The sequence below is a fragment of the Mesorhizobium sp. M0045 genome (genome assembly GCF_040323385.1).
In the GTDB taxonomy this organism is placed as follows: domain Bacteria; phylum Pseudomonadota; class Alphaproteobacteria; order Rhizobiales; family Rhizobiaceae; genus Mesorhizobium.
Genome location: NZ_JAMYUY010000024.1, coordinates 26,546 through 50,138, shown reverse-complemented (window position 1 = coordinate 50,138; position 23,593 = coordinate 26,546). Strand labels below are relative to the sequence as shown.

21 protein-coding genes and 2 pseudogenes are annotated in these 23,593 nt (G+C 59.7%); 13 read left to right on the top strand and 10 right to left on the bottom strand.

Going from position 1 to position 23,593, the window contains the following annotated elements:
* The first annotated feature begins 81 nt into the window (after positions 1–81).
* From NKJ72_RS26845 to NKJ72_RS26815, 7 genes and pseudogenes are all read left to right on the top strand, one after another.
* Positions 82–489 carry a c-type cytochrome gene (locus NKJ72_RS26845; RefSeq protein ID WP_352480148.1) on the top strand — a complete coding sequence of 136 codons (408 nt, stop codon included), beginning with the start codon at positions 82–84 and terminating at the stop codon, positions 487–489.
* A 39-nt stretch (positions 490–528) separates the two neighbouring features.
* Positions 529–750, top strand: coding sequence for a hypothetical protein (locus NKJ72_RS26840; RefSeq protein WP_352480147.1), 222 nt, complete (start codon positions 529–531; stop codon positions 748–750).
* Positions 747–1,118, top strand: coding sequence for a DUF488 domain-containing protein (locus NKJ72_RS26835; protein WP_352480146.1), 372 nt, complete (start codon positions 747–749; stop codon positions 1,116–1,118). The genes NKJ72_RS26840 and NKJ72_RS26835 overlap by 4 nt, the downstream gene beginning before the upstream one ends.
* Positions 1,119–1,255: 137 nt before the next feature.
* Complete coding sequence (gene fsa / locus NKJ72_RS26830; protein ID WP_352480175.1) at positions 1,256–1,912, top strand: fructose-6-phosphate aldolase; 657 nt, start codon at positions 1,256–1,258, stop codon at positions 1,910–1,912.
* Positions 1,913–2,152: 240 nt separating this feature from the next.
* The gene (locus NKJ72_RS26825) at positions 2,153–3,688 is read left to right on the top strand and encodes an FAD-dependent oxidoreductase (protein WP_352480145.1); all 1,536 of its coding nucleotides are present in this window, start codon (positions 2,153–2,155) and stop codon (positions 3,686–3,688) included.
* A gap of 76 nt (positions 3,689–3,764) precedes the next feature.
* A complete protein-coding gene (locus NKJ72_RS26820; RefSeq protein WP_352480144.1) occupies positions 3,765–4,061 on the top strand; it encodes a hypothetical protein in 297 nt (98 codons plus the stop codon).
* 745 nt (positions 4,062–4,806) lie between these two features.
* A pseudogene (locus tag NKJ72_RS26815) lies at positions 4,807–6,212 on the top strand (glucoamylase family protein).
* A gap of 443 nt (positions 6,213–6,655) precedes the next feature.
* Here NKJ72_RS26815 and NKJ72_RS26810 read toward each other — a convergent pair.
* The 3 genes from NKJ72_RS26810 to NKJ72_RS26800 all read right to left on the bottom strand — a co-directional run bounded on the left by NKJ72_RS26810 (position 6,656) and on the right by NKJ72_RS26800 (position 9,758).
* Complete coding sequence (locus NKJ72_RS26810; RefSeq protein ID WP_352480143.1) at positions 6,656–7,348, bottom strand: Tim44/TimA family putative adaptor protein; 693 nt, start codon at positions 7,346–7,348, stop codon at positions 6,656–6,658.
* Positions 7,349–7,397: 49 nt separating this feature from the next.
* A complete protein-coding gene (gene ctaD / locus NKJ72_RS26805) occupies positions 7,398–8,993 on the bottom strand; it encodes a cytochrome c oxidase subunit I (protein ID WP_352480142.1) in 1,596 nt (531 codons plus the stop codon).
* A 102-nt stretch (positions 8,994–9,095) separates the two neighbouring features.
* Positions 9,096–9,758, bottom strand: a complete 663-nt coding sequence (locus NKJ72_RS26800) for a 5-formyltetrahydrofolate cyclo-ligase (RefSeq protein WP_352480141.1) — start codon at positions 9,756–9,758, stop codon at positions 9,096–9,098.
* 125 nt (positions 9,759–9,883) lie between these two features.
* Here NKJ72_RS26800 and NKJ72_RS26795 point away from each other — a divergent pair, with 125 nt between their 5' ends.
* Positions 9,884–10,729, top strand: coding sequence for a LysR family transcriptional regulator (locus tag NKJ72_RS26795; RefSeq protein WP_352480140.1), 846 nt, complete (start codon positions 9,884–9,886; stop codon positions 10,727–10,729).
* A gap of 87 nt (positions 10,730–10,816) precedes the next feature.
* On the opposite strand, the gene NKJ72_RS26790 is transcribed toward NKJ72_RS26795, so the two are convergent.
* The 6 genes and pseudogenes from NKJ72_RS26790 to NKJ72_RS26765 all read right to left on the bottom strand — a co-directional run bounded on the left by NKJ72_RS26790 (position 10,817) and on the right by NKJ72_RS26765 (position 15,655).
* Positions 10,817–10,945 carry a hypothetical protein gene (locus tag NKJ72_RS26790; protein WP_352480139.1) on the bottom strand — a complete coding sequence of 43 codons (129 nt, stop codon included), beginning with the start codon at positions 10,943–10,945 and terminating at the stop codon, positions 10,817–10,819.
* Between the two features lie 95 nt (positions 10,946–11,040).
* Entirely contained in the window at positions 11,041–11,604 is a 564-nt protein-coding gene (locus NKJ72_RS26785) for a GreA/GreB family elongation factor (RefSeq protein ID WP_352480138.1), read from the bottom strand.
* A 160-nt stretch (positions 11,605–11,764) separates the two neighbouring features.
* Positions 11,765–12,229: a nucleoside diphosphate kinase regulator gene (rnk, locus tag NKJ72_RS26780; RefSeq protein WP_352480137.1), complete on the bottom strand. Its 465-nt coding sequence runs from the start codon at positions 12,227–12,229 to the stop codon at positions 11,765–11,767.
* A gap of 567 nt (positions 12,230–12,796) precedes the next feature.
* Positions 12,797–13,192, bottom strand: coding sequence for a helix-turn-helix domain-containing protein (locus tag NKJ72_RS26775; RefSeq protein WP_352480136.1), 396 nt, complete (start codon positions 13,190–13,192; stop codon positions 12,797–12,799).
* A gap of 571 nt (positions 13,193–13,763) precedes the next feature.
* Positions 13,764–14,303, bottom strand: a pseudogene (selD, locus tag NKJ72_RS26770) (selenide, water dikinase SelD); the annotation flags it as partial.
* A gap of 926 nt (positions 14,304–15,229) precedes the next feature.
* Positions 15,230–15,655, bottom strand: coding sequence for a YidB family protein (locus tag NKJ72_RS26765; RefSeq protein WP_352480135.1), 426 nt, complete (start codon positions 15,653–15,655; stop codon positions 15,230–15,232).
* Positions 15,656–16,570: 915 nt separating this feature from the next.
* Here NKJ72_RS26765 and NKJ72_RS26760 point away from each other — a divergent pair.
* Entirely contained in the window at positions 16,571–16,870 is a 300-nt protein-coding gene (locus NKJ72_RS26760) for a DUF1236 domain-containing protein (protein ID WP_352480134.1), read from the top strand.
* 180 nt (positions 16,871–17,050) lie between these two features.
* On the opposite strand, the gene NKJ72_RS26755 is transcribed toward NKJ72_RS26760, so the two are convergent.
* Positions 17,051–17,731, bottom strand: coding sequence for a GntR family transcriptional regulator (locus tag NKJ72_RS26755; RefSeq protein WP_352480133.1), 681 nt, complete (start codon positions 17,729–17,731; stop codon positions 17,051–17,053).
* Positions 17,732–17,963: 232 nt separating this feature from the next.
* On the opposite strand from NKJ72_RS26755, the gene NKJ72_RS26750 reads away from it, so the two are divergent.
* From NKJ72_RS26750 to NKJ72_RS26735, 4 genes are all read left to right on the top strand, one after another.
* Entirely contained in the window at positions 17,964–19,091 is a 1,128-nt protein-coding gene (locus tag NKJ72_RS26750; protein ID WP_352480132.1) for a sugar ABC transporter substrate-binding protein, read from the top strand.
* Between the two features lie 72 nt (positions 19,092–19,163).
* Positions 19,164–20,702 (top strand): sugar ABC transporter ATP-binding protein, encoded by a 1,539-nt coding sequence (locus NKJ72_RS26745; protein ID WP_502901902.1) that lies wholly within the window; start codon positions 19,164–19,166, stop codon positions 20,700–20,702.
* Positions 20,699–22,765 (top strand): ABC transporter permease, encoded by a 2,067-nt coding sequence (locus tag NKJ72_RS26740; RefSeq protein ID WP_502901901.1) that lies wholly within the window; start codon positions 20,699–20,701, stop codon positions 22,763–22,765. The genes NKJ72_RS26745 and NKJ72_RS26740 overlap by 4 nt, the downstream gene beginning before the upstream one ends.
* 13 nt (positions 22,766–22,778) lie before the next feature.
* A complete protein-coding gene (locus tag NKJ72_RS26735; protein ID WP_352480131.1) occupies positions 22,779–23,585 on the top strand; it encodes an SDR family oxidoreductase in 807 nt (268 codons plus the stop codon).
* Positions 23,586–23,593: the final 8 nt, after the last annotated feature.

The window sequence follows — 23,593 nt, the reverse complement described above, 5'->3', positions numbered from 1 at the left end:
TCCGGCAGGCTGTGTGAATCCCGATATTGCCAGGGGCGGACTTGGCGAAAACCAAGCCGCCGCTCATTGAAAGCAGCAACCATGAAATCGACCATGCTTGGATTGGCGACCGCGATTGTCACTGCAGTCGGTTCGGCCCATGCGCAGGATTCATCCCCCGGCAACGCCGAAGCCGGTGCCGTCGTCTTCAGGAGGTGCATGGCCTGCCACAAGGTCGGCCCTGACGCACAAAACGGGGTAGGTCCGGTTTTGAACGGCATCGTCGGCCGAGCGGCCGGTGAGTATCCCGATTACAGCTATTCCTCGGCGAACATGAATTCGGGTCTGACCTGGGATGAACCGACGCTGACGACCTATCTGAGGGCGCCGCGCAAGCTGGTGCCGGGCACAAAGATGGCGTTTGCCGGTCTCAGCAAGGACCAGGAGATCGCCGACGTCATCGCCTATCTGAAACAGTTCAACGCTCAGGGCCAGAAGGTCGGCCCCTGAATCAGACGGGAACCTGTCCCTGGGCAAAGTGCAACCTTGATGAAATTTCTCCTGCACAAGGGTCTGGGAGATTCCACGATCCAACTGATCGGTAGCTACCTGCGTAGCCGCGGCGCCGGCCATCACTGGATCGAGCGATATCGCGGCGACATCTTCGTATTCGTGTCGGATGCGGTCGACGAAGAAATCCTGAGAAGCAAATTCGCCAGCCTTCTCGATGCCCTCAACGACATAGACACGGACGGGACTCGACCTCGATGAGCGAAAAAATCTTCAACGAGAGAGTAAAGTTGAAACGGGCATATGAGAGCCCGGCCGCCGACGACGGCATTCGCGTGCTGATTGACCGGCTTTGGCCGCGCGGGGTCAAGAAGACGGAAGCAGCGATCGACTATTGGATGAAGGAACTCGCGCCAAGCACCGAGCTTCGGAAATGGTTCGGACACGATCCAGCACGCTGGGAGGAATTCCGCCAGCGATATGCGGCGGAAATCCATGAGCATCGCGATGTGCTCGACCGACTACGCGATCTGCTACGGCAAGGCGCCGTCACACTCGTCTACGCGGCTCATGACGAGGCTCACAACGATGCCGTCGTCCTTAGAGAGGTTTTGCTGAGACATCGATGAAAACGGCGCGCCCCTCCTCCACTGCCGAAGACACTGGCTTGCGGTCTCGACAGCGACAACAAACTCGTTTCTCCGGAACCAAACCAAGGAAAATCCATCCAATCATCGATGGGCGCGTTCAGTTGAGGAGAAGAACAATGAAATTCTTTGTCGATACAGCCGACATTTCTGAAATTCGCGAGCTTGCCGCCGCTGGCATTCTCGACGGGGTGACCACAAACCCGTCCCTTATCGCAAAGACCGGCCGACCGATCAGGGATGTGATAAAAGAGATTTGCCAGACAATTGAGGGCCCAGTTTCGGCAGAGGTCACCGCGACCGGCTTCGACGGCATGATCGCCGAGGGAGAGCGTTTGGCCGGCATTGCCGGCAATGTGGCCGTCAAGGTGCCGTCGACCTGGGAAGGATTCAGGGCTTGCCGGGCGCTCAGTCAGGTTGGGCACAAGGTCAATGTCACCCTGTGCTTTTCAGCCAACCAGGCACTGCTCGCAGCCAAGGCAGGCGCGACCTTCATTTCGCCCTTCGTCGGCAGGCTCGACGATCTCGGTCTGGACGGCATGGAAGTGATCCGAGAAATCTGCACGATATACGACAACGACAAATCCTTCACCACGGAAATCCTGGCGTCCTCGATTCGCACGCCTCTCCATGTCAAACAGGCGGCGATCGCAGGCGCCGATATCGCAACCGTACCACCAGCGGTACTCAGAAACCTCGTCAAACACCCACTCACCGACAAGGGCCTCGAGTCCTTTCTCGCCGACTGGGGTAAGACGGGGCAAGCGATTCTGTAATTGCCCGCAGTGGAATGGCTGAGGAAGCCACCATAAAAATTGCACTCAATTACCGATTAAATTCGTTTGCATGATGCCGGGAATGGCGGGAAGTTGAGCCGTGGAGCGCCAGTTTCGCTCTAGTCAGGTGAAAGCGAAATCGAGAATTTGAAGACGCGCTGGCTTTGTGCGCTCAGAGGCTGATGAGCCTGTCGCCGCTCCCCTGGATGCGATTTTGTCGAAATCGCCAAGGAGAAGAAAATGGCTGTGGACCCTACCGAAGTGATCGGGCCAGACCTGGTCAAGGGCATCGCGTTCGCCGATCTTCCCGACGGTGGAAAGCTGGTCGGCCATTGCGGCAATGAGCAGGTGCTGCTGGTACGCCGCGGGGCCGAGATCTTCGCCGTCGGGGCGACTTGCACGCATTACGGCGGGCCGCTCGTCAACGGTCTTGTGGTGGAAGACACGGTCCGGTGTCCGTGGCATCACGCGTGCTTTGATTTGCGTACAGGCGAAGCCTTGCGAACGCCTGCCTTCAGTCCACTCGCGTGCTGGTCGGTGGAACAACGCGATGATCAGATATTCGTGGGCGAGAAGCGCAAACGGACCGCACCCAAGCCGCGCGATGGAGGCTCCGGCACCGTTCCGGAGAAAATCGTCATCGTCGGCGGCGGCGCAGCCGGTTTCGCGGCGGCCGAAAAATTGCGGCGCGAACACTATCAAGGCAGTATCGTCATGCTCAGCAATGATGAAGCACCGCCGGTTGATCGCCCCAACCTTTCCAAGGACTACCTCGCCGGCAAGGCACCGGAGGACTGGATTCCGTTGCGTGGCGAAAGCTTCTACTCAAAGAATAGTATCGACCTGCATCTTAATGCGAATGTCGCGCGGATCGACCTACGTTCTCGCGAGGTTGTACTCGCGGACGGGACCTCGACTCCTTACGACAAGCTGCTTCTTGCGACCGGGGCCGAGCCGGTTCGCTTGACCACACCCGGGGCAGACCAGCCGCATGTTCACACACTGCGCTCGTTCGCAGATTGCAAGGCGATCATTGAGCGAGCCACCACTGCGCATATCGTTGTCGTGATTGGTGCCAGTTTCATTGGGCTGGAAGCTGCCGCGGCCCTGCGCTCGCGCAAGATCGAAGTTCATGTCGTGGCGCCGGATAAGCGCCCCATGGAGCGGGTCCTCGGTCCGCAAATGGGTGACTTCATCCGCACTATCCATGAGGAAAACGGCGTTGTTTTCCATCTTCAGGACACGGCGAGCAGCATCAATGGCAAAAAGGTGAAGCTCAGCAGCGGCGGCACGTTAGCTGCCGACTTCGTCGTCGCCGGCATAGGCGTGCGCCCGCGGATCGGCCTCGCGGAAAAGGCTGGGCTCATCCTTGACCGCGGGGTCCTGGTGAACGCCTTTCTGGAGACGAGCGCGCCAGACATATTCGCCGCCGGCGACATTGCGCGGTGGCCAGATCCTCACAGTGGCGAGAACATTCGGGTCGAGCACTGGGTGGTTGCAGAGAGGCAGGGGCAAGCAGCCGCGCTCAACATGCTCGGTCATCGTGAGAAATTCGAGGCCGTGCCGTTCTTCTGGAGCCAGCATTACGATGTTCCCATCAACTATGTCGGTCACGCCGAACGGTGGGAGGAGATCGCGGTAGACGGCGACATTGCTGCCAAAGATTGCCTGCTCCGCTTCAAACGAGAAGGGCGCACGCTGGCTGTCGCCTCAATCTTTCGCGACGTTGAAAGTCTGGAGGCCGAGGTGGAAATGGAGCGCCAAATGACAAGCTAGCTTCGACTTCCGAAAAGCGGAAGTCAGAGTCGGAATGGCGAAGCGGAATGTGGTTGTGACTGAAAGGAGTTCGACTATGTCCACAGTGCAGCAGGAACTAGGTGTCACCAATGGCTTGGACACGGTTGCGCCCGTCCAGCGTTATTCAAAGATCGTGAAATTCGTCGACGAGGTCGCTGAGCAGGCGGCTAACGATGCACCGACCCTGGTTGAAATTTTCTCGGACAGCGGCCGCTGGTATTGCCGTGTTCGTCGCGGCGATGAAAAGACCCGGCCGATGGGTCCATATACCAAACAACAGGCTCAGCGTATCCAGGAAGCTCGGAGAATGTTGCTCGCCAAAAGAGGTGCTGCTCGGATCATGTTCGAGTAGAGAAGGAACCCTTTCGATCACACCGGCCGGCGGACTCCTGCTACAATGATCGTCATGAGTTTTCGAATAATGCAGAGCACGCCTCCGGCGTCTAGCCGAGCCGGAGGCAAGGACGTCTCAGGCTGATATTCCGGCATTGTCAACAGACCAGACGGACTTTGTGAGAGAAATTCTCCAGCTTCTCTAGCTTGCGCGTATGAAAGTGTGGTTTTGCCCTGACTACGTCAAATTATAAGATGCGATGTAAAGGGCCGTTGCCGTTCTCTGAGGAAAGATAGGAGCGCGAATCCCGCGAACGCTTAGCGGGCAGGGGTTGGGATTGCTCATTCTCTATTGATTTTGTACCAAGTACCGATCGACAAACCTGGGATCTAATTATGGACGACTACCACAACCAGAAAGGCGCTGAGCCTGAGGACGTGCGCGCCTCATTGAAGGGTGGGCATTGTTTGGTGTTCTAATGAGTAGTCTTTGGGTGTCGCCTACGTCCTAATTGAGATGTAGTGGCCAACGAAGCAGCTAGCCTTTCGGGTTGCCCGAGAAGATCGGTAACGTCATTGGCGCGTTTGCAATGCCTTGGGCTGTGGTCGGTGCTGGTATATTTAGGCTGCGGTCTCATAAAAGCGAAGCGACGATCTGATGACCGCCAAGGCCATGCTCGACGAGAAGGCGCCGCGGCACTTTCATCGGTATAGCGGGCTTTGGCGCCAGCGGCCCGGCGGAGAAACTCTAAAAACTTTTCAATATGCCGCAAAGCCGGTACGGCATATTGACCGGCGGCCTGTATGCCCATTTCAGGAACACCGTCCCGATGATTCCCAGCACGCTCCAAGCACCCGACTTCCCGGCAAACGATCGCGAGCTCGACGATGAAGCGCTGCTGGATATCGTGCGACGGCAAACGGCCCGGTACTTCTGGGAAGGCGCACATCCCGTCAGTGGTCTTGCCCGAGACCGTCAGAAGACCATCGGTGCTCCGGCCAACGATCTCACAGCTATTGGCGGCTCTGGCTTCGGTATCATGGCAATCATCGTTGCGGTTGAACGCGGTTGGATCGATCGCACTGTGGCATTATGCCGATTGCTGCGAATGCTGGATTTCCTGGAAAGCTCGCCGCGCTACCACGGCGTGTTCCCGCATTTCATCAATGGCCGAACCGGTGCTACAATTCCATTCCGTCGCAAGGATGACGGCGCTGATCTGGTCGAAACCACTTTCCTGTTTCAAGGTCTGATCTGCGCCCGCGAGTATTTCGCCGGGATGGCAACCGAGGAGGTACGCCTTCGCCATAGCGTGAACGCGCTGTTGCTGCAGGTCGAATGGAACTGGTTCACACGCGGAGCCCGGCAACTGATGTGGCACTGGAGCCCGAACCACGGCTGGGCGATGGACAGCCCGATCAGAGGTTGGAACGAATGCATGCTCACCTTCGTGCTGGCGGCGGGATCAACTCGCCACCCCATCGATCCGGGCATCTATCACGAAGGCTTTGCTGGTGGATCCGACTTTCGAAACGGGCGCGATCATTACGGGATCGTGCTACCATTGGGAATGGATTCTAGTGGTCCGCTCTTTTTTTCGCAATATTCCTTCTGCGGGCTCGATCCACGAGGCCTAAGCGACCGATACGCCGACTACTGGCAACAGAACCTCCGTCATACGCAGATCAATTATCGGCATTGCGTCCGCAACCCCCATAACCATTTGGGATACGGCCCTGACTGCTGGGGTCTGACCGCGAGCCATGGACCGCGAGGATACATCGCGAGTGCACCTGACAGGGACTTTGGCGTAATCACCCCGTCCGCTGCCCTGTCGAGTTTCCCTTATGCTCCCGGGGAAGCGATGCGCGCACTGCGCGGTTTCCTGACCAAGCCTCGAAACCGCATATGGGGCCGCTTCGGCTTTGTCGACGCGTTTTGCGAACCTCGCAACTGGTACTCCCGGACATATCTGGCGTCAATCAGGGGCCAATCATCGCAATGATCGAGAACCATCGTACAGGGCTTTTGTGGAGGCTGTTCATGGGCGCGCCGGAAGTACGCAGGGGCTTGGCGAGACTGGGCTTCACCAGCCAGCACCTCGACGCATCAACGTCTGGCCAGGGGCCACGAGCTGCCGCGGGTATGGTTCCACTGGGTTGCACTTAGCGCCGCAGGGTGGTTTTGTCCCTGAGTGATCTGCTGGCAGGTCGGAGCAGTTCGCGAGGCGCGTCCTGCCGCGTCCTAGCTACTGCTCAGGATCGGGAAATGTCAGCGACTTGGTCTCGAGAAAGTCTAACTGCGGGCTCGAAGCGCTATTATGTATTCCCGAAAACGATGGAATAGATAGCGGCACCAATAAATAACGCAGTCGACATTCTCATGAATAGCTGAAATGAAAAATACTCTCTCATCGCGGCCTCCTTTGTTTCTTATTAATTTTTCTCGGCCAAGATTTGACCATATCACATAAGGATACGATCTGGTAATTTATTTCCAGGCCGTGCTACGCATCTCGCTGCTTGAAAAATGGTCGACTGAAGCCGTGTCCTGTCCAATTGATCGCGACAGGCAAATAGTCCGTGGGTGTTGTCAAAAACTGACAAATCCGCTCAGGCCACCCAACGCTCCGGGTTGACTGCCTTCAACGGTGACACGGGGAGGCAGGGGAGAGCACATACCTGTGAGTCGCCCTCGGTGGCGATCAAAACCCAGTCGCGCTTCGTTGACTGTGTTTCGCGGGCGAACGTCCACGTATCGATCACCTCAACAATCAGCGTGGGATCGCCAGCCACGACCCGGTCGTTGGCTGAACGGGTGACACTGACCACCTCTGAAACGAAGCGAACGCCGATCTCCGCGGTCCCATTCTCCTCGAGAGCCTCGATGACTTTTGCTTCACTCACGCCGATGAGGGTCAGCTGCAGCATCTCCTCCCGATCCCGGCGCCCGGCAATAGCTCGTTCGAAGGTCTCAAGCACTTCCGGCCCGACAAGGCGTTTCAGCGTTTGGATGTCGTCATCTGCATAGGCCCGCAGGATAACTTCATAGGCCGTTTTCGCGCCGATCAGAAACGCGGCGAGGTCAAAATTCGGATCGATGTCCCGAATCACATCCAAGGGAGGGCCCGCCGATGAAGTGTAATCGGCAACGCTGCTTCGTTGCTCAGTCACTGCATCGCCCCGCTTGGTCTTGTCGTCATCCGAGCGCGGCAGCAGCTGGTCCCAACCTGCCAGCAATGCCCAATAAAACGCGACAATTACTACGAGCAGGATCTGGTTGTTTGGATCTGTGGTCTCGTTCATGACAGTCTCCCCAACAATAACAAACGCCGATTTGGAGCAGAGGCCAGTGTTAGAGAATGCGCGGCAGCTTTTCCCATTGGTGGAAGGGTGGCGGCGACGGCAGCAGCCATTCGAGGGTGGCCGCCCCTTCGCCCCATGGGTTGGCGCCAGCCTGGCGTTTGCGTCTGAAGGCTTCCGCTACCGTGATGAAGAAGACGACAAGTCCGGCCGTTGAAATGTAGGACCCGATCGACGAGACGAAATTCCAGCCGGCGAAAGCGTCGGGATAGTCGGCATAGCGCCGCGGCATGCCGGCCATGCCGAGAAAATGCTGCGGGAAAAAGACCAGGTTGACGCCAATGAACATCACCCAGAAATGCAGCTTGCCCATCGTTTCGTTGTACATATAGCCGGTCATCTTCGGGAACCAGTAATAGAAGCCGGCGAAGATGGCGAAGACCGCGCCCAAAGACAGCACATAATGAAAGTGGGCGACCACAAAATAGGTGTCGTGATACACGCGGTCGATACCAGGATTTGCAACCATGATGCCGGTTACGCCGCCGATGGTGAACAGCAGGACGAAACCGAGAGCCCAGAGCATCGGTGTCTTGAAGTCTATCGATCCTCCCCACATAGTCGCCAGCCACGAAAACACCTTCACGCCGGTTGGAACGGCGATGACCATCGAGGCGAAGGCGAAGTAACGCTGGGTGTCCACCGACAGGCCGGTGGTATACATATAATGCGCCCACACGACGAAGCCAATCGCGGCGATCGCCACCATCGCATAGGCCATGCCGAGATAGCCGAAGATCGGCTTCCTGGCGAAGGTCGAGATGACATGGCTGATGATGCCGAAGCCGGGTAGAATCATGATGTAGACTTCGGGATGGCCGAAGAACCAGAACAGATGCTGGTAGAGGATCGGATCACCGCCGCCGGCGGGCGCGAAGAAGGTCGTCCCGAAATTGCGATCGGTCAAAAGCATGGTGATGGCGCCGGCGAGTACCGGCAGCGACATCAGAAGCATGAAGGCAGTAACCAGCATCGACCAGGCGAACAGAGGCATCTTGTGCATCGTCATGCCAGGCGCGCGCATATTGAAGATGGTGGTGATGAAGTTGATAGCGCCAAGGATCGAAGAGGCACCTGACAGGTGGATTGACAGAATCACGAGGTCGACCGCGGGGCCTGGCTGGCCATCAGTCGACAAGGGCGGGTAGAGCGTCCAGCCGCCGCCATGGCCAAGCGTGCCGGGCGCTCCCGGAACGAACATCGAGGTGATGAAGAGGCTAAATGACATCACCAGCAGCCAGAATGAGATGTTGTTCAAGCGGGGGAAAGCCATGTCGGGGGCGCCAATCATGATCGGCACCATCCAGTTGCCGAAGCCACCAATCAGTGCCGGCATTAGGACGAAAAAGATCATGGCCAGTCCGTGGGCACTGACGACGACGTTGTAGACCCCCGGATCGCCAAATATCTGCAGGCCCGGCTCCTGCAACTCCATGCGGATCAATACGGAAAGCGCTGTACCGAAAACCCCGGCCATGATCGAGAACAGCAGGTAAAGCGTCCCGATATCCTTGTGGTTGGTGGAGAACAGCCACCTGATGACAAACCGGGGCTTGCGATCGTCCAAGGCCGTGGCTGGATCAGACATGATGTGCTTCCTGCTCTTCACTGTTGGCAGGCAAGCCGACTCAACGATGGACGGCATCTGCAATCGGCCGTCACAAGGGGATCAGGCCTTGCCTGCACTTACTCATTCATCGGTGACGATCACATCCATCGGAATGTCGTGCGGCTGCGGATAGATCGTCTGGACCCTGCTGCCGGTGTAACCGACGCCTACGACGAAAGGCCGCTTCGGCGCGGCGGCCAGGGTCCGGTCAAAAAAGCCGCCGCCATAGCCCAGGCGATAGTTTGCCTGGTCGAAACCGACAACGGGCGCGATGACCACATCCGGTTGGACGGCAGGTCCATGAGAGGGGATAAGAATATTCCAGACGCCGCGTTCCAGCGGGTATCCCGGTCCCCAGATACGAAACTCCAGCGGCCAGCCCTTTTTGATAACAACCGGCAACGCGATCCGCCCGCCGCGCTCGATCACCCGTATCGCCCAGTTGCGAAGGTCCGGCTCGCCTCGAAAGGGCCAGTAGCCGCTGACGATGCGGCCGCTCACCCGGCCGACAGCCAGGTCGAGAGCGGAAGCGATGCGTAAAGACCTCGCAACGCGTTCCTCGGCGTCGACGGCAAGACGCTCGTCGATCAGGCGCTTGCGCTCCGCCTTGCGCCATCGACAGACATCGGGCCATGCGTCCTGGACGACCGACTCGGTGCCGTACCCGAGGACAAGCTCATGCATAAAGCATGGCGGAGAGGCGTATTCTCTCCTCTCCGGGTAAACATCCTCCTGATCAGACATCGCACGCTCCATATCCTTGCAGCGGAAACCCCGCCTATCTGGACGTTGCGCTGCGTAAAACAGGAAGGCAAACGGAATTAAATGCTGTATTAGTGCAAGATTATTGCACTGAACTGGAACCTGTGATGGACATCGACCGCGCACGCACGTTTTTAGAAATCGTCCATTCCGGCAGCTTTCTGAGAGCTGCCGACCGACTCCACGTCACTCAGACAACTGTCAGCGCGCGGATACGCGCGCTGGAGGAAGAGCTCCGACGTCAGCTCTTTATCCGCAACCGTAATGGCGCGCAGCTGACGTCGGCGGGCCGGGAGTTCGAGCGGTTTGCCCAGTCATTCGTGCAAATCTGGGAACGGGCACGGCACCAGCTCGCCATCCCATCGGGAAGGACAAGCGTCGTTGCCTTGGGCGGAGAGCTCAGTCTATGGAACCCGCTGCTGCTCGACTGGCTGGTCTGGATGAAGAAGGCCAGGCCGGAGATCGCCATCCAAGCCCAAGTCGGCGTGCCGGACCAGCTCCTCGAACAGCTCAGGACTGGCGTTCTGGACATTGCGGTGCTCTATGCGCCGAAGCTGCTGCCGGGTTTCAGGGTAGTTCTTCTCGTCGAGGAGCAGCTCGTCCTGGTTCGGACCACGGACAAAGACGGGGAACCTGTCGGCTCCAAGGACTATGTCTATGTCGATTGGGGGCCGCTGTTTGCGGCCCAGCATGGTGCCAGTTCCTCTGCCTTCGGCGAGCCGGGATTAATGGTCGGCCTTGGCCCGCTTGGGCTGAGCTACATCCTGCGCGCCGGCGGAATGGGTTATTTCCGCAGGGGCGCCGCAGCGCCCCACATCGAGGCGGGGCAGCTCGAGGTCGTGGAAGGCGCGCCGGAATTCACCTATCCGGCCTATGCAGTCTATCCAGAAGCAAGCGAGGCGCGAGCCGACGTGCAGGAGGCGCTACGCGGATTGAAGCAGGTTGTGCAATGATCGTCCCTCCAGGCACGAAGCCACGGTTCGCGTTACTGGAAGGATCGCAAAGACTGCAATGACAAGCTGGTCGGCTTCGTCGGTCATTTACATTTCGATCAAAGCGTAGGCCAGGCCAAAGATTCCGGTCATTAGAACGCCGAAGAATGCCCAGCCTCTCAACGCGGCTCGCACATCTTCCGGCTTGGCGCCTTTCTGGTTGTCGTAATCATCCATAATCAGATCCTAGTTTGTTGGCCTAGCTTGGTACAGGCAAGGGCTAACGGAATGCTTGTTTATCCGCCTTCACAGCCTTCGGGATAGTCGAGCTTTCAGGCGGCTGACGGGCCCGGGTCGTCGAACCCGGGGTCGAAAGCCGCCATGACTTGCTTTGCCGCGTTGTCTTGCGCCTCATCGGAACGATGGACGATGCGCAGAACCGGTCCGTCCGTTCGCCACGAACCCGGTGCAGCACCCCCCGCCAGCTTCAGTCTCTCGCGCGTTGCGGCTTCTGGCTGATAGACCACTTCATGCACAGTCAGCGTCTCAACGCCGCCGTCCGTTGTCGAAATGGACATGGACTGACCTTCGGCCAGACCAAGCAGCGCAAGGCCGCGCGGATTGGTGATCGGCAAAAGCATGCCGACCAGACCGCGCATCTCGTCATGGGCGACGATGCGGGTTTCGGCAGGGCCGTCGTTCACCCGATAAGCCACGCGGGTACTGAGTGTCACGACGGTGGCCGGGATGTCTTCCCGAAACATTACAACCGCGCTCGAGATCTTCCGTTGAAGTATAGTCGAGAAGGCATCGCCGCGGGCAGGGCGGCGCTCCTGCATCACTTCAAGTATCGTGTTGTCCTTGGTGGTCAGTTGGCAGCTATCGATAGTGGACATGGCGCGTCTCCGGCCGGCCCTCTGCAGGGATCCGGCGTCAAGCAATTGATCGGGTGTGGAAAGCTACCCCTGTGCCGGGCCAGGATAGGCCGGCGCAGGGGTCACACTCCCGCGATGAGGCTGCCCGCGTGATTGAGGAGACGGATGGAAACGCCCATGTCTAGACGCCCGCCGCAATTGTCGAAGACGCTGGCACGCGCCGATCAGCTATATCGCCTTCCGGAGCGGGCTGGCTCACCGCAAGCACCGACAGTTCGTGCCGGCGCCCATCGCGCGCAGTCCACATGATCGACTGCCCGGCCGAGAGACCGATCAGGGCCGTGCCGATCGGCGTGAGGATTGAAACCTTGCCTGCGGAGATATCCGCATCGCCAGGAAAAACCAGCGTGACTGTTTTCGCGTCGCCCGTATCGGGCTTGAACGTCACCGACGAACCCATCTGGACGGTGTCAGCGGAGACCGAACCATCGGCGAGGATACGCGCCCGCTCGAGTTCGGCGAGCAGTTCATCGGAAGCCTTCGGATTTCGTACAGCCACAGTGCTCGCAAGCGCCGATAGACGCGCATGATCCGACTGCGAGATGCGGATGTTCGGCTTACGCCCGGTTTTCGTGTTGTTCTGCATTTGGATACTCATATTCTAGTTGGGCCAGCCGTCATCAAAGGTGGCGGGAAGTGGCCAATTCGGGAAAATCTTCGTCGATGCACCAAAGCCCAGAGGCGGTGCACCCTACGGATCACATGTTGACTTAGGAGTGTTGCCCCTCGGCTCGGGGCCCATAGCAGCCGAGCCGGGGGTTATGATCCCGCGATGGGACAAACCCGGAAAAGAAAATCGCAACGGATTTTGACGGTGACGTCCATAAAGCTATAGTTGGTGAAGCAATTTCGGAAGTCAAGGCACCGCCTCGGCTATCAAGTTCGGAGCTAGTCAGGGCGAACGTTCAGCAAGGTGTTTATCACTAGCGCTCGTCCATTTATGCCCGTGCCACTTGGTCTTTCTTCCGCCAGTCCGAGAAAGACAAGGCGTTCTGCCAATGCTTTGGATAGCGCCGGGTAGGGACCGCGATTCAACCCCTTAAGCGCTGTCTGCTCCTCCTGTGTAAGATCGTTCCAGACAACCGTCACGACGGCCTCCTTGGTCGCAAACCGATGGCTCCTGTAGGTCCATCGAACTTCGAACCAATTGAGCCTATGGAACGGCATCTGTCCCGACGATGCCGCCTTCATTTTCCAGAACGCCGATCCGTCTGACTTCGGAGCGGTTGAGCTTAAGGCGAACTCCGATACCGCCACCGTTCTCCGCAATGAAAGCGGCACCGGCGTTTTCGAGCGCGGTTTGTAGCTTGTCGCAGATGTCACGGTCGGGGAGGGTGATCCGACGCTCGAATTCTTCGATGACCAACGCATCCACGCCTGAATTGCCGGCGAGCTTTTCGCGAGTCCATTCGACCAGCGCGCGAGCGGCGCGGCATTGAGCACCAGTAATCATCACATAGTCTCCTTCTACGCCGCCTTCGGGAGCGAAATCACCGCCTGCTGAAAGCCAAGACGCCCGGGCAAGACGGGCTCCTGCGACCGTTGCCAAACCGCGAGTCCGCTTGCCGAATAGTGATATGTTGAGACGCGTGCCCGGATACAAGCCACCGCACCGCCGGGCGACGCGACAAATCGGATTAAAAAATGATCGTCGGACTTAGGCCCAAGTTGTGGAACCGACCAAACGGAAACACATGAGATCGACGTCATAAGCGGCCGAAGGTTTACGGTCACTTTGCCGGCATCACGGATGACTTTGCTGAGCGCCAAGTCGTTGTGTTGTCCCGGCTTAATCCGTCAGCGTTCGGGTTTGGCACGACCAAGCCGGAACGGCCTCCTTCGTTGTATGTGGAATGTCCGCCTGAGCTAGATACCTCCCGATAGCGGACCGTCGGCTTTCAGCCCGAGGGTTCATCGATCCTTTTTGTGGAAAAACGAGACACCACTTGCATGAAAATTAGTCCCCCTCTTGATCCTTAGGTTCGCCAGGCCTTACGAGAGAATACGAAGTAAATGGGTTGGCGAACCAGCCGCTAACATATTGATTTTGCGTGAAAAATCTGACCCTCCCAGCCTACCATTATCGTTATCTATCAATGTTACGAGGTTCGCCGATTCGTTCAGGCCTCTACTACTATTGTCGGCGCGCCGGGCCTAGCATGGCCGATGATGCGAGCCGAAGGATTACCGTCCGATCCTCTCGACGAGCGCCGCTGCGCTGTCGGTCTCGCAAGCAACCAGCAACCCGCCCGAAGTCTGTGGGTCCGTGAGAAGGTGGCGTCGCCACTCGGGCATGCCGGGAGGTAGGCTTACCGCGTCGCCATAACTCGCCCAGTTGCGCCACGATGCGCCGGTGACGTGGCCGTCGACCGCGAGCGAGGCGGCTTCGGAAAACAGCGGCACATCGCGGCTGCAAGTTATCAGCGTGCACCCGGAACCGCGTGCCATCTCGAGAGCATGTCCGAGCAAGCCAAATCCGGTCACGTCGGTGACCGCGTGGACGCTCGCGTCCTTCGCCAGCTCCGATCCGTCCGGTTGAGAAGGGTGGTGGAGGCGATCATTTCGCGATAGCCGCTCTCGGAAAGCGCCTGCATCTTGATGGCGGCGGAATAGATGCCGACACCGAGCCCTTTCGTCAGGATCAAGGTGTCGCCCGGCCTGGTGCAACCTACAGTCGCGTCTACAACCTTACCAGTTTCTCGCTTTGAGGCAGCCTCAAGAAACTGTTTCAATGATTGCGCCTGACGTGGCAACCGCATCGTATCGCTCGGACACCTCGAAATACCGCATTTCCAGAGGCGGGTGGTGCGGCAACGAGGTTGCGAACAGCCTGATGCGCGGCAGTGGCTGGATTTCGCCTCGCGCGAGGGCTGCCCTTTGTTCCACAATAGGGAGGAGAGGAGCAGGTCGCCAGCCGCTACAATGTCAGCAACGGCACGATCTCGCGGCTGCATCATACGTCCACGAATGCAGAATCGGCCAATTAGCAAACTTGGGTTGCTCTTCCGTCACAAAAGGCGCGTAGATTGCCGCCATTAAGGATATTGGTCATGGCGTTACGCATCAGGCTGCCTGGGGGCACGCTGAAGGTGAAGACCTAGCGGGCTGCGCGTCCGCGAGCGGGAGCGTCGCGTGCCGGTGGTCAGGATCGGATCAATGTACGTCATTTGGTGGAAAGATCACTAAAACCCCTCCAAAAAGGCGGATGGGTGAGCCGCGTCGTTGATAATCGACAAAGGCGGTCATCGCACGTGGGCGACCAACTTCTCCATCGGCGGTGGTGGACTACGATCTGTCGGCTTGCTAATAGCCTATCGTTTGCTCGCACCAGGGTACCCCAAGCCCCCCGCCCAGCTTGGTGCGACGCGTGACCGCCCGCCGCGCCTCGCGCTCGGCGGGTTTGTCATTTCCGTCGCGGTGCCCTTTTCCGCCCGGTAAGGGATAGTGACTGGCTGGTCGGATGACGACTTTCTCCTTATTGCCAAGGGGCCGCCATTTAAGGACCAAATTCGCAACAATTTCCGCACCGCGTGGTTGCGATCGAAAAGCGACCCGGGATGACCTAGCTGTCGGTGGCGAGGTGGCGCTAAGTACGACCAGTCCTTGGGACCTCGTCCAGGAGATTTGGACCTTTGCTCGCTGGCAACTGACCCTCGGGCGTAAGCTTGTCCACTGCGTCGGGGAGTTCTCTAGTGAGCCGGTCGATAAGCTCGTCGTGGGACAATCCTGTTTGCTCGGCAAGATCGTCCAATGTTTGCGGGTCGATTGCCTTCTCAACCTGTTCGCGCTGAACGGGCCGGTTTGATCCCTTGCTTACCCACGAATCAACTTCGTCGCCCGCACCCACATTTCTGAGGCGGTCCAGGATGTCGCCGAGGCCGCCTGGGGGGCCAGCGCTAGCGTTGGGATCGGTCGATTTCCTGCCAGCGATCAACTCGCCGATCTTGTCCCTGTTCTTGTAGGCAAGCAGGCCGAGCAACGCTATGGCGACCTTTCCTATGTCGAGGCTCATTTCGCATCTCCTTCCACAAGAAGCAAAAGCCATGCGCTTTTGAAAGGTTCCACGGTTCGGTCTCCCACCGGGAATTCCGGGCTATATTTAGCATCTGGGAATTTTCGGCCTTTTCGCGTGTTGATACTTTGTACTCCGGCCAGACAGCAAATTGTGCCAGCTGCCGGTCGCACTTGGCCCGTCGGCTTCGCTCGGCGGGCTTTTCGTTGTCTTGGGTGGAAAACCCGCTGCGACGATGGTTCGATCAGTAGCACTATTCGCCCAGATCGGGCCTCGCATAGGAGAGCGCCGCTTGGCCATCGAGAAGCAAAGACACGACAGAGCGTATGTCAGACACGGGCGCTGATCGACGACGAGCGCACGGCACGAGACTTCAGCCGCTCGCCTCCGGGAGCAGCGGCTGAGGGCTGAAACCACTTGGAACCACGAGATGGAGCAGCTTCGCAGTGAAATGGCGTTGTTGGCGGATCCGGGATATGGGTCGCGCTGGCCGCAGTTCTGGTTCGCTACGGAATCGCCGCTGCAATGCTTCCGGGGTAGTCCCCTACAGGTGGCGGTTTTTCGCGTTTCTTCGCGGCGAAACGTTTCGCTGCTAGGCTCAGAGATGATCCGGAGCCTCTTGGGAACTAAGGGTCCGCTTGCCAAATCCAGCAATGGCCGGCGGACCCCGTCAGCGCATGAAGGGACTTTCTATGCGCCAAATCTCCTCTCGAAGATGACGCTACCAACAGGCAATGGCGAGGGTTGGTTCCCGCCGCGTCCTGCGCACCGGACCATTGCGCGGCCAGGCCAGACTTAAGTCCTACGGTCTAGTGGTTTAAGCCCCTTCGAGGAACGTTCGTTGGTTGGCTCGCGTTGAGGTGAGCTTGGCGCGATGAAGCTGCGTCCCCGCAAAATCTCAACAAGGAGACGGCTATGAGAATGCATCTTTCCACCGCAGCGGCGGGATTTCTGTTGTTGGCCGGCATTGGTGCCGCTGCCGCCCAGGACGTGATCATCGAACCGCAGCAGGAAACCGTCATCAAGGAATACGTCAAGAAGCAGCCGCTCGCTTCGGTCAAAATTCCTGGGGTGGAGCTCAACATCGGCTCGCCTCTGCCCGATACAGTCGAGCTTCATGAAGTGCCGAACGTCAAATACCGTTATGTGATCGTCGACAACCGGACCGTTCTGGTGGATCCGAGCACGCGCAAGATCATCAAGGTCTACGACTGAGCTGATCTTGGGAGCGCTGGCCCGGATAGCGGTGGCAATCGTCAATAGTCCGGGTCAGCCGCTCCACAGGGGGCGACCGTTCTTGGTGATGATGACCGGACGGGCGGGCGCTACGTGCAAATGGACATATTCGTGCCTAGCGGCGGCTCGCCGCCGCTACCGGCGCGACTTCGAGGAATGTTACTTCAGCAGTTTGATCAGCACTGCGAAAGCCGCGTCGATGTCGGCGCGAACCGCCGCCCGAACCGCTTCCGCATTGCGGTCTCGCAGAGCTGCAAACATCTGCTGATGGTGCTGGTTGGCGGTCGAATAGTTTCCAGAATCGTGCAGCATGTTGAAATAGGGGCTGATCTGCAGCCACAGGTTCTCGATGATGCTGAGCATGTTTTCCGAGCCCGCGGCCCGGTAGATGGAAAAGTGAAAAGCGTAATTGGCCCTGAGATAGGATTTTACGTCGCCGGCGGCATTGGCCTGCTCGAGTGCCTCCAGATGCTGGCCCAGCAGCATCACGCCGCGATCGTCAATGCGTTCTGCGGCCCATGCGGCGGCGATCGCCTCGATTTCAAACCTGACGTTTCTGAGATCGATGAGTCGCGCACGACTTAATGCCGGGATACCGATCGAACGGCCCGAAACCACCATCAGGGCGTTGGCGGCGCTCAGACGCCGCAGTGCCTCCCTAACAGGCATCGGGCTGACGCCGAAAGCGTCAGCGAGGCTCTGCACCGTCACCATCTCACCGGGAACGATGCTGCCATCCAGGATCAACTCGGTAACGTGCCGGTAAACCCTGTCCTGCAGGGTTTCCCTGGACAGCGGCGTGATGTCGACGCCCGGCTTCCTGAATGCCGCCCCAGCCATTTCTGCCAACCTTCCCCCATTCGGGCGACGCTCCTTGTCATACCCGGCGCCTGTGCCCGGAATGCAAGGTTCGAATTGCCGCGTCAAGCGCCTGCGTGTCCAGCTTTGCCTCTCAGGCATTTCATCATTGATCTTTGATCAAATCATGATACGGTCAGCCGCATCGAATGACAAGGCGTACGTCTCGTGCCCTTGGGAGGCATTCGGTCGTCTGAACTGGGAGGAGTTTCGAATGGGTATCGGATCGAAAGCCCGGCGGCTTGCGCTGCTTGCCGGCATGGCTGTTTGCGCTTTTGGGATGTCCGGCGCCGAAGCGGCCGGAAAGCACAAGATATTTCTCAGCATGAGCTTCATCGGCAATGATTGGCAGGCCGAGGCCGCCAACATGGTCAAGGCAATGGCCTCGCACAAGAGCATGGTCGACAAGGTAGACCTTCAGGTCCAGGTGGCGGGGCCGAACGCACAGCGCCAGATCCAGCAGATCAATGCCATGGTCCAGGCCGGCGCCGAAGCCATCGTGATCTTCCCGATTTCGCCGACAGCCCTCAACCAGGTGGTGAAGAACGCCTGCGAAAAGGGCGTGAAGGTGTTTGCCTATGATGCCGAGATCACGGAGCCTTGCGCCTACAATGTCCATATCGACCAGGAGGAGGCTGGCCGCGTAACGGCGGAGTGGCTGGTTAAGAAGCTCAATGGCAGGGGCAACATCATCGCGGTGACCGGCGTTCCTGGCACCTCGGTCGATGATCTGCGCACCAAGGCCGCGAAGGAGGTGTTTGCCAAGCACCCCGACATCAAGATCGTCGGCGAGGCTGTCGGCATGTGGAGCCAGGCGGTGGCGCGTACCGAACTTTCCAAGATATTGGCGACGCGCAGCTGGGACGACATCAACGGGTTATGGATGCAGGTCGGCTGCTTCACCGCCAATTCCATGCAGCTCGAGGCCGGCAAGAAGAGCAGCGAACTCCTGCCTTGCGCAGGCGAGGGTTCGAATGGCGGGCGTATCCAGATGCTGCCGGAGGGCACGGAGGTCGAGGGCGCGACCTCTCCCTATGCGCCGCTCGGCGCGTCGCGCATTTCCTACGCCTCGCCGCCTTATTCCGGGGCGCTCGCTCTCAAGCTTGCCGTCGAAGCACTTGAAGGCAAGGACGTTGCCAAGAAGACGATCCTGCCGCTGCCGGTCGTCACCAACGAGACTATAAAGCTTTGCGACGAGGGCACCTGGGCGGAGATGAAGGCGGGTTGCAACGCGTTCAAACCGTCGCTGGTCTCGAACCCAGGCTGGTTCGCCTCGATCTTCTCCGATCAGACACCTGAAATCGGTCTCGCAGCAGCCCTTGTAGGCCAGCCTGAGGAGTAGGCCCTCCGAAAGTGGGCGTGGAGTGCTTGCGAGGCGCTCCACGCACCTTTCATGCAGGCCGGGACTGGGATCATGATGTCAGCGCATTCGACAGCTGTCGGCATAGAGGGCGTCCGCAAGGCGTTTGGCGCAACAGTCGCCCTCGATGGCGTTTCCTTCGAGATCGCTTCCGGCAGCGTGCATGCCTTGCTTGGCGAGAACGGTGCGGGCAAGTCCACGCTCGTCAAGCTGCTGTCGGGGCTGGTGCGGCCCGACGACGGGCAAATCACCCTGTCAGGCGAACCGGCGCCACTGGGTTCACCGCGGGCCGCGCATGCCAAAGGCGTCCAGACAGCCTTCCAGGAAATGACCTTGGTACGCGATCTCAGCGTTCTCGACAACATGTTGCTGCCTTACGCGCCCGTTGGCCCAGTCGGCCTGATAAGGCGGTTGAGCGCGCGTAGGGCAGTGCGCAAGCACATCTCCGATCTGGGGTTTACGGTCGATCTCGATGCCGAGGTAGCGACTCTCGATCTCGCCATCCGCCAGAAGATCGAAATCGCGCGCGCGCTCTATCGCAAGCCGCGCATCCTACTGCTCGACGAGCCGACCTCGACGCTGTCGGGTGGCGATGTCGAGTGGCTTGCCGCGATCATCGCGCGGTTGAAAGCGGCCGGTACCACGGTCGTGTTCATCACCCATCGCATGCGCGAGGTGCGGGCTTTCTGCGACACGCTGACCATTCTCAGGAACGGCCACCACATCGTCACCGCGCCGGTTGCCGACGTTTCGGATGGCGAGGTGATTGAAAAAATCATCGGCCGCAGCATCGCCCAGACCTTCCCGCCGAAACCAGAAAGCGAGGCCGCCTTTGGTCCGCCGGTGCTCGGCGTGCGCGATCTCAAAGCCGGGAGGAAGCTCGACGGCATCGATTTCGACCTGCGCAAGGGCGAGATCCTCGGCATTGCCGGATTGCAGGGCATGGGTCAGCTCGACCTGTTCCTCGCCTGCTTCGGCATGACCGAGATCGAGCGCGGCCACATCCTGGTCGACGGGCGCCAAGTGTGGCTCGGCTCGCCCGCGGATGCGCTCAAGCCCAATATGGCAATCGGGCTGGTGCCGGAGGACCGCAAAACCGAAGGCCTGTTCCTGAAACTCTCAGGCCGGCAGAATGCATCGCTGCCGGTCGTCGCGCGCTTCACCCGTTATGGCCTGATCAGACCAGACGAGGAGGCAAAGGCCGTACAGTCCGCCTTCTCGACCGTGGAGGTCGACCGCAGTGCTTTGTGGACGAGGGCAGGGGCCTTCTCGGGCGGCAACCAGCAAAAGATAGCCATTGCCAAATGGCTCGTCGCCGAAAGCCGGATCCTGCTGCTTTTCGATCCGACCCGGGGCATTGACGTGGGGACCAAGCACGAGCTCTACGTGATGATGCGCGACTATGTGGCGGCCGGCGGCTCGATCCTTCTGCATTCAACCGAGATTCCCGAGCTGGTCCATCAATGCGACCGGGTGCTCGTGCTTTATGACGGCCATCTGGTGGCTGAGCTTGCCGGCGACGAGATCACCGAAGGCGCGATCATGCGGCCGGCGCTTGGCCACCGGGACGTGGTCCGGGAGGCGGCGGAATGAGTGTGACGAGCTCGGCCGCCGCGGCACCGACCGCGACACGGCTCCTCGCGCGGCATCACGGCGCCATCATCGCCGCGATCGTCTTTGCCCTGCTCCTGCTGATCGTCGATCTGGTCAGTGCCGGGCGGCTCACCTATTTCGACATTTCGTTCCTGTCGAGCGGCGGCGCCACTTCCGCATTGGCGGCGATCGGCCAGACCCTCGTCATCCTGTCCGGCGGTTTCGACCTGTCCGCCGGCGCGGTGATCTCGCTGGTCAATGTCGTCCTGGCAAACGGCATGGATCCGATGGCGACCGGCACCAGTGTTGCGCTGTGGACTTTGGCCGGAATTGGGGTCGGCATGCTGGTCGGCGCCTTCAACGGCTTCTTCATTGCCGTCCTGCGCATGCAGCCGATCGTCGTCACGCTGTCGACCATGTTCATCCTGCAGGGGGTAACGCTGCTGGTCATGGACAAGCCCGGCGGCTTCGTCTCGCCCGATCTTGGCGCCTTCTATCTCGGTGATGCTATCGGCGGCTGGCTACCGATGCCGCTGGTGGTCATCGGCGTGGTCCTGCTCGGCTGGTTCTGGCTCAAAGGCACACGCTTCGGGACGGCGCTTTATGCCGTCGGCAGCGATCCGGACGCAGCCGCCTCGGTCGGCGTGCGGGTCGTTCTCGTACGCTTCCTGGTCTATGTCATTGCCGGCGGCTGCTATGGGCTTGCCGGCGTTTTCATCAGCGCCCAGACCGGCAGCGGCGATCCGCTGGTCGGCAACCCGTTGTTGCTGTCGATGTTCGCGGCGGTCGTCGTCGGCGGTACAAGGCTGGGCGGCGGTCAAGGTGGGCCCGTCGGCACTGTCTTCGGCGCCTACATCCTAATGATGGTCGTCAATATCCTGCTCGTGCTCAACGTCTCGGCCTACTATTCGACGATCGCCGAAGGCACGATCCTGATCCTTGCCGTGCTTGCCGGCTCGCTGTCGCATGATTCCGTGCTTGCCCGCCAACTGCGTGCGCTGCGGGCTCGGCTGGCCGCGTGGCGGGCCGGAATGCTGCCCTCGCAGATCGATCGCACCGACCGGCGACTGAGAATTGCGCGGGGCAGCGCCGGCGAGCAGCAGGCGCCGCAGCCGGCCTTCCATGTCCGTAACGCCGAGACGTTGCGTTACGCGCTGCCGGCCTATGTCTGTCTTGCCATTGTCGTGATCGTCACGCAGATCTGGCTCGGACGCGCCATCGTCAATTTTGGTTACTGGAATTCGCTGTTCGTGCTGTCGAGCTTCCTTGCCATCCTGGCGCTTGGGCAAGGCAGCGTGATTCTTACCGGCGGACTTGACCTGTCAGTGCCGTGGACGATCGGCCTGTCGGGCATCCTGCTTGCCGGTATGGTCAACGGATCCGACGCTGCACTCGCCTATGCGCTGCCGGCGGTGCTGCTCATCGCTTGCCTGATCGGTCTCGCCAACGGCATCGGTATCGTCTTTCTCGGCATCTCGCCGATCGTGATGACGCTGGCCACTAACGGCATTCTGCAAGGCGTCGCGTTGCTTTACTCGCAAGGTACGCCGGCCGGCTTCTCCTCGCCGATGTTGCGCTGGTTCATGACCGGCAAGGTATTCGCCATCACGCCGGTGGTGCTGTTCATGATCGCCTTCGTCTTCTTTGCCGTGCTGCTGCTTGGCCGCACCGCTTTCGGCCGCCGCGTCTACGGCATCGGCAACAGCCTGCGCGCAGCCCAGCTCTCCGGCATAGCGGTCGGTCGCACGCTCATCCTCGTCTATGTGCTGTCGGCAGTCTGCGCGGCGCTGGTCGGCATCATGCTGACCGGCTTTTCCGGCCAGGCCAGCCTCGGCATGGGCGACGATTATCTGCTGCCCTCCATCGCCGTCGTCGTGGTCGGCGGTGCGCTGATCACCGGCGGGCGCGGCCATTATCTCGGCATGCTGGGCGGGGTGCTGCTCCTGACCGCGTTGCAGATGCTGCTCGCCGGCACGACGCTTCCTTATGCGACGCGGGCGATCCTGTTCGGGCTGGTGGTGCTCGGTGCCGTCATGGCGCTGCGTGAAAGGGGGATTCAGTGAAAGGGATGGAACAATGAACTCAAGCGCACCGGCATCGGCGGACGAATTCCTGACCGGGCTCAAAGGCCAGCGCGTGCTGGTCACGGCGGGCGCCGGCGGCATCGGCTTTGCCATTGCAGAGACGCTGTCGCGGCTCGGCGCGCGTATCGTGATCTGCGATATTTCGGACGAGGCATTGGCGTCCGCTCCGAAAAGGATTGCCCTTGCCGCTGCGGTCAAGGCCGACGTTTCGCGCGACGACGATGTCGACCGGCTGTTCGAGACTATCAAGGAGAAGCTCGGCGGGCTCGACGCCCTGATCAACAATGCCGGCATTGCCGGGCCGACCGGCGGCGTCGATGAGATCGATCCGGCAGACTGGCGGCGTTGCATAGATATCTGCCTGACCGGCCAGTTCCTGTGCGCGCGGCGTGCCGTGCCGCTGATCAAGGCGGCGGGCGGCGGCTCGATCGTCTCGATGTCTTCGGCCGCCGGCCGCCATGGCTACGCGTTCCGAACGCCGTACTCGGCCGCCAAGTTCGGCGTTGTCGGCCTGACCCAGAGTCTTGCAAAGGAACTCGGACCGCATGGGATCAGGGTCAACGCCATCTTGCCCGGCATCATCGAAGGGCCGCGCATCGACAAGGTCATTGCCGACCGGGCAAAGCAGCTCGGCGTTTCAAACGAGGAGATGACACAACGCTATCTGCAGAACATCTCGCTGCGACGCATGACCAGCCCATATGACGTCGCGGCAATGGTGGCCTTCCTGCTTTCCGATGCGGGCATCAACATTTCCGGCCAGTCGCTTGGCGTCGACGGCAACGTCGAGACACTCTGAGGGGGAGA